The sequence below is a fragment of the uncultured Enorma sp. genome, from assembly GCA_905210055.1.
Lineage (GTDB): Bacteria > Actinomycetota > Coriobacteriia > Coriobacteriales > Coriobacteriaceae > Enorma.
On sequence record CAJLVH010000151.1, the window covers coordinates 1 to 4,365 of the forward strand.

At 63.0% G+C, this 4,365-nt stretch carries 4 protein-coding genes and 1 pseudogene; all 5 read left to right on the plus strand.

Annotated features, from left to right (window positions below; translation table 11 throughout):
* The coding region (locus QZ079_RS08260) for a ferrous iron transporter B (protein WP_297037396.1) at nucleotides 1–1,087 on the plus strand (1,087 nt) is incomplete at its 5' end.
* Nucleotides 1,088–1,374: 287 nt separating this feature from the next.
* Nucleotides 1,375–1,593 carry a hypothetical protein gene (locus QZ079_RS08265; protein WP_297037398.1) on the plus strand — a complete coding sequence of 73 codons (219 nt, stop codon included), beginning with the start codon at nucleotides 1,375–1,377 and terminating at the stop codon, nucleotides 1,591–1,593.
* A 114-nt stretch (nucleotides 1,594–1,707) separates the two neighbouring features.
* Entirely contained in the window at nucleotides 1,708–3,051 is a 1,344-nt protein-coding gene (locus QZ079_RS08270; RefSeq protein WP_297037399.1) for a glutamine synthetase family protein, read from the plus strand.
* Between the two features lie 111 nt (nucleotides 3,052–3,162).
* Nucleotides 3,163–3,825 (plus strand): response regulator transcription factor, encoded by a 663-nt coding sequence (locus QZ079_RS08275; RefSeq protein ID WP_291289684.1) that lies wholly within the window; start codon nucleotides 3,163–3,165, stop codon nucleotides 3,823–3,825.
* A gap of 347 nt (nucleotides 3,826–4,172) precedes the next feature.
* Nucleotides 4,173–4,365, plus strand: a pseudogene (locus QZ079_RS09490) (hypothetical protein); the annotation flags it as partial.

A 4,365-nucleotide genomic window follows, 5' to 3' on the forward strand; every position in this document is an offset into this window, starting at 1 on the left:
CGGCTACATGGCGCGCGTCGCCTTCGTGATGGATCGCGTGTTTCGCCGCTTCGGCCTCTCGGGCAAGAGCTTCATCCCCATGCTTGTGTCTACGGGCTGCGGCGTGCCCGGCGTGCTTGCCACCAAGACCATCGAGAACGAAAAAGACCGCCGCATGACGGTCATGACCACGACGTTCATCCCCTGCGGCGCGAAGCTTCCCATCATCGCCCTGCTCATGGGCGCCATGGTGGGTACGGCCGAGGCCGCGTGGATCAGCCCGCTCTTCTACTTCCTGGGCGTCGTCGCGGTGATCGTCTCGGGCATCATGCTCAAGAAGACGAAGCTCTTCGCCGGCCGTCCCACGCCGTTCGTCATGGAGCTGCCGAGCTACCACTTCCCGTCGATCCGCTCGTGGGCGCTGCATGTGTGGGAGCGTGTTTCCGCGTACATCAAGAAGGCGTTCACGATTATCTTCGCGTCGACCATCGTGGTGTGGTTCCTCTCGAACTTCGGTATCTACGAGGGTGCCTTCGGCTTCCTGCCCGAGATCACCGGCGGCCTCGAGGAGTTCACCGACTACTCCGTGCTCGCCATGGTGGGCGGCGCCATCGCGTTCATCTTCGCGCCGCTCGGCTTCGACTCCTGGCAGGCAACGGCCATGTCCATCACCGGCCTCGTGGCCAAGGAGAACGTCGTCGCGACTGCGAGTTCGCTGCTCCATATCGCCGACGGCACCGAGACCGATCCGAGCCTGTGGGCGGCATTCGCCGGCATGTTCCCCTCGATGGGAGCCATCGCCGCGTTCGGTGCGTTCAACCTCTTGTGCGCTCCCTGCTTTGCCGCTATGGGCACCATTCGCGCGCAGATGAACTCCGGCAGGTGGACGGCGATCGCCATCGGGTACGAGTGCGTGTTCGCGTGGGTCGTGGGGCTCATTATCAACCAGCTCTACAATCTCATCGCGCTCGGGCAGTTCGGCATCTGGACGGTCGTGGCGTTCGCGCTCATCGCCGCCATGTTGTTCCAGCTCTTCCGGCCTATGCCGAAGTGGGCGTGGGATGACGATGTCGCGCCCAAGCCGGCTTCCGCTGCCGCTGCGGCATAAGGCGGAATCAACGTCTCTCCTCTTGGCGGCCGGGGCGCATCCCCTCTCGTGCCCCGGCCGCACTTCATGTTGATAACAGTCGTGAGCTCGGTGCGGGTGTGGGCGCCACCGGGCGCAGCGCGAGTCCGGCGCGGGCATGCCGCAGAGCATGGCCACGGGTGTTGTTCGCATCCGTCTTTGCCGTCGGCGATGCCGTCGTGATTGTACGATCTACAATAACCCCAGGGGCTGATGGGCGGGGCACACCCGAGTCGCCCGCGCCGTCACTATGAAAGAAAGAGGCCACCATGGGTCTTGCCGATATCATCATCTTGGCGCTCATCGCGGTGGCGTTCGTCGCCGTGTGCGTGCGCATCAAGCGAAAGGGCACCTGTGCCGACTGCTCGGAGGCGGGTACGTGCAACGGACACTGCAGTTCGCATTGCAGCCCGCGCAAGCAGGCAAATTGTCCCGCGTGCAAGGGCATCGACAAGGTTGCCGAAGACCTTCGCCGCGGCGTGAAATAGGAGTTGCCACAAAGCCCGCTCCGCCCTCGCGCCTTAGGAAACCCCGCCGAAACAATGCTGTGAGACAATACGCAGCTGGAAACTGTAGCTGCCGTTTCTCTCAAGGGGGTTCCCATGGATAAGCAGCAGAACATCGATTTCGTCCTCCGCACCGTCGAGGAGCGCGACATCCGCTTCGTGCGCCTGTGGTTCACCGACGTGCTCGGCCGTCTCAAGAGCTTCGCGATCAGCCCCGAGGACCTCGAGGTCGCATTCGAAGAAGGCATCGGCTTCGACGGCTCGTCCATCGAGGGCTTCACCGCTCCCGAAGAGGCCGACATGCTCGCCTTCCCGGATCCCTCGACGTTTCAGGTGCTGCCGTGGCGTCCGTCGAAAGACGGCGTCGCCCGTGTGTTCTGCGACATCAAGAAGCCCGACCGCACGTCGTTCGAGGGCGACCCGCGCGCGTGCATGCGCCGCATGTTCCATCGTGCCGAGGCCGCGGGCTTCATCATGAACGTCGGCCCGGAGATCGAGTACTACCATTTCCCCGACGATCACACGCCCAGGCCTTTGGACGAGGCCGGCTATTTCGACCTCACGCCGTCGGACTCCGCGCGTGATCTGCGCCGCGACACCGTGCTCATGCTCGAGAAGATGAGCATCCCAGTCGAGTACACCTTCCATTCGAGCGGCGGCTCGCAGCACGGGATCTCGCTCCGCCACGCCGAGGCGCTCACCACGTCGGACGCCATCATGACGGCGAAGTACATCATCAAGCTCGAGGCATTCAGCTCAGATATTCACGCATCGTTCATGCCGAAGCCCATTGCTGGGGCGCCGTCGAGCGCGATGTTCCTCCACCAGTCGCTCTTCGACCGCGAGGGCAACAACGTCTTCTGGGGGTCGGAGGATACCACCTACCATCTTTCGGACGTCGCGAAGCACTATATGGCGGGCATCCTCGCGCACGCGCAGGAGATCTCGGCCATCACGAACCCCACGGTGAACTCCTACAAGCGCTTGGGTGGCGGCACGTCGAACGACGGTCCCGCGTACGCCATGTGGGGGCTGCGCAACCGCTCCGCGATGATCCGCGTGCCCATCTACAAGCCGGGCAAGCAGCTCTCGACGCGCATCGAGCTTCGCACGCCCGACGCCATGTCGAACCCCTACCTCGTGAACGCCGTGACGCTCGCCGCCGGCCTCGACGGCATCGAGCGCAAACTCGAGCTGCCCCCCGAGCCTACGCCCGAGCTCATCGCGGGTGGGGAGCGCGCGCTCGCCGAAGCCGGCTTCGTGCGCCTGCCGTCCAGCCTCGACGAGGCGCTCGACTACTTCGAGGATTCGCAGTTCATGAAGGATGCGCTCGGCGAGCACATCCATGCGTACTTCCTCAAGCGCAAGCGCAGCGAGTGGCGCAAATTCGCCTCGACGGTCACGGAATGGGAGCTTAAGCATTATTTCGCCGATGCCTAATCGATGCTGGCGCTTTTTCGCAGATAGTTTGCGAGCTTGTTGTTCGTGCGCGATGAAACCTGCGGAAAGCCCCAGCATACGGTATGATTGATAGAACGAAGGAGGTGCTACATGGCCGAGAAGTGCATTTTGTTCATGGCGCGTACGACGCGTTTCCATGAGTTCGTCTGCACGCTCACACAGCCGCTTGGTGTGGAGGTGAGCCTCGCCACGCCGGATTCTCCCACGGCGGCGCACGATTTCGACCTGCTCGTGCTTGATGCCGACGGCATTCGCAACGATCGCATCGAGCAAATCGTTAAGTGGCTCGAAGGCCGCGGTAGCATCCCCATCCTCGTCATCGCCGATGAGGAGACGCTTCCCGGATTGCGCTTGCCGGCGCACTCGCGGTCCGATTTCATCAGCTCGGGGGCGAGCGACGTGGAACTCGAGGTGCGCGCGCGGCGCCTGCTGGGTGACGAGGACACCTTCGCCGTCGATGACGTGCTGCACATCGACAACCTCGTCATCAACCTGGCGACCTACCAGGTGTATCTCGACGATGAGCCCGTCGACCTCACGCTCATGGAGTACTCGCTGCTCTCGTTCTTGGCGACGCATCCCAACCGCGCTTACTCGCGCGAGGTGCTGTTGCATCGCGTGTGGGGCTTCGAGTACTGCGGTGGTACGCGTACCGTCGACGTTCACATTCGACGCATCCGCTCGAAGGTGGGGCCGCAGATCGCAGCGCACATCACCACGGTGCGCGGTGTGGGGTACCTCTTCAAAGAATAGCTTGTGGGGCGGGTCGCATGCCCGCCCTTCTTTTGTTTCAGCGGACTGCCTCGGCGCGTTTTGCCATCCGGTGCGATACCATTAAAAAAGACTGAAGATTAAGGTCTGAATCCAAGCCGTGCATCGTGCGGGGTACAACCCGTACGAACAGGTTGAACATGATAGCGAAGGAGAAGACCGCTATGGACGATAAGAACATGCAGCTCCCCGACAACGTCCCGGCAAGCGAGAACACGGGCTCATCGCCGCGCATTTCAATCGAGCCAAGCCAGCCTGAGGCTCAGGCGCAGGCAGGCCAGGCTCCGCAGCAGCCGGGCGCGCAGCAGGCCCCGCCGAGAGGGAAGAAGAAGTTCCTCGACAACTACTGCATAAACCTGACGGACAGGGCGCGCGAGGGCAAGCTCGACGCCATGATAGGCCGCGAGGAGGAGCTCGAGCGCGTCATACAGATACTCAACCGCAGGCAGAAGAACAACCCCTGCCTCATAGGCGAGCCCGGCGTCGGCAAGACCGCCATCGCCGAGGGCCTGGCGCAGCGCA